General features: G+C 43.7%; 2 protein-coding genes. Both read left to right on the top strand.

The features are described from left to right. Positions 1 to 542, top strand: a 542-nt coding sequence (locus M0R80_23745) for a DUF4832 domain-containing protein (protein MCK9462644.1), incomplete at its 5' end; no start/stop codon positions are given. A 12-nt stretch (positions 543 to 554) separates the two neighbouring features. Next, entirely contained in the window at positions 555 to 1,394 is an 840-nt protein-coding gene (locus M0R80_23740; protein MCK9462643.1) for a hypothetical protein, read from the top strand. Positions 1,395 to 1,464 lie beyond the last annotated feature (70 nt).

Here is a 1,464-nt window from a genome sequence, read left to right as displayed (position 1 = left end):
AAATGAATACCTTTTTGCCTACCGTTATCGCCGCCTCTCCAAATCAATGGAAAATTGCACCCGTTATCCTAGAACCAAGCGGTACTATGGTCAATTCTGCCGCTTGGTACAGTGCTATCCAATGGGCTATCAATAATCACGTCAGTGAATTCAGTAATAAATCAGCTACCATTCCAGCAGCACTACTACCCACTGTCCAAAATATGATCGCTAAATTGGGATATAGATTCGTTCTCACCCAAGCCGATCACGACTCCACAGCAAATGGTACACTAAATATTAACCTCCATTGGACCAATAAGGGAAATGCCCCCTGCTACTCCAATCAAAATGTATTGATTAAAATTGGAAATAAAATCATCGACTGTGGACACAATCTCAAAGGTTTCCTGCCAGGAGCAAGAATTGATAACCTCGCCGTTGATCTCACCGGCATCAACCCAGGAAATTATACCGTCCAAGTAGGGGCCGGTCCCATCGCTCTTGCTATTCAAGGAAATGTCGGAAACTGGTATAATATCGGAACCGTTACTGTAACCTAAAAGGAGTCTCTCATGTCTGCCGTAGCCGAATCTATCGCTAACTTCCCTAAAGTTGTCGCCGCTCACACCACCGCCTGCCCAAAGGATGCCACTAAAGCTATCCTCGCCCAAATTGATAAGGTTAAAAATACAAACCCCAAAATCTTTAACAAAAATGCCCTCAAAGATTTCTTGGAACAACGTAGCCAAATCCTTGATAAACTCCTAGATCAATGGTTCACCGCTACCGTCAGCCGTGTCTTTCCACTCATTGATGAAAATATGTTCAAATTGCAAAGACATCTGCTCTTTCAAAAAGTAGGTAAAGCCTTTGTGCTTGTTAAAGATGAAACCGATGCCAAGGATGCTGTCATTGAACCAAAAAAGAAATGTGAACCAAAAGTCGGCAAAGTCCTGCAAACTACTCTCTTTGTCTATACTCCACTCTTCACAGGAAGCCATAAAGTAAAATTGGGCTCCTTCAAACATAAAACCGATGATTGGAATTACTCCACAGTGCAAGTGACCGCTAAACTCCCAGGTGAAATCGGCGGCAATCTCCAAAAAACCTATCGTGACGCTGTATCCAAAATCTATCGACTATTCGCTGAATTCTATAGCAGCCCCATCGTTGGTGACTTGCTCCCCCTCACCATGCCCTTTGAAGTCGGAGCTATCTGGATTCCTAACCACGATTCCCTCTCCGTTAAAACTACCATCACAAAGAAAGTTCCTATCGATCCAGCTATGGTGTTGAAGTTCCGAGGTAAAACTTTCCTTATTAAAATGTGGAAGGTCGATCAAGAAGAACCTATCGAATACTTCCTCAGAGAATTCACCGACCAACCCCTCAGTGATCTGCTAAAAGACTAAGATATATCCTGCGGATACATCCTGCACACGGGATACATCCTGCACACGGGATACATCCTGCACACGGGAT

The organism is Pseudomonadota bacterium (assembly GCA_023229365.1).
Classification (GTDB): domain Bacteria; phylum Myxococcota_A; class Polyangia; order JAAYKL01; family JAAYKL01; genus JALNZK01.
This window is presented reverse-complemented; position numbering and strand designations above follow the sequence as displayed.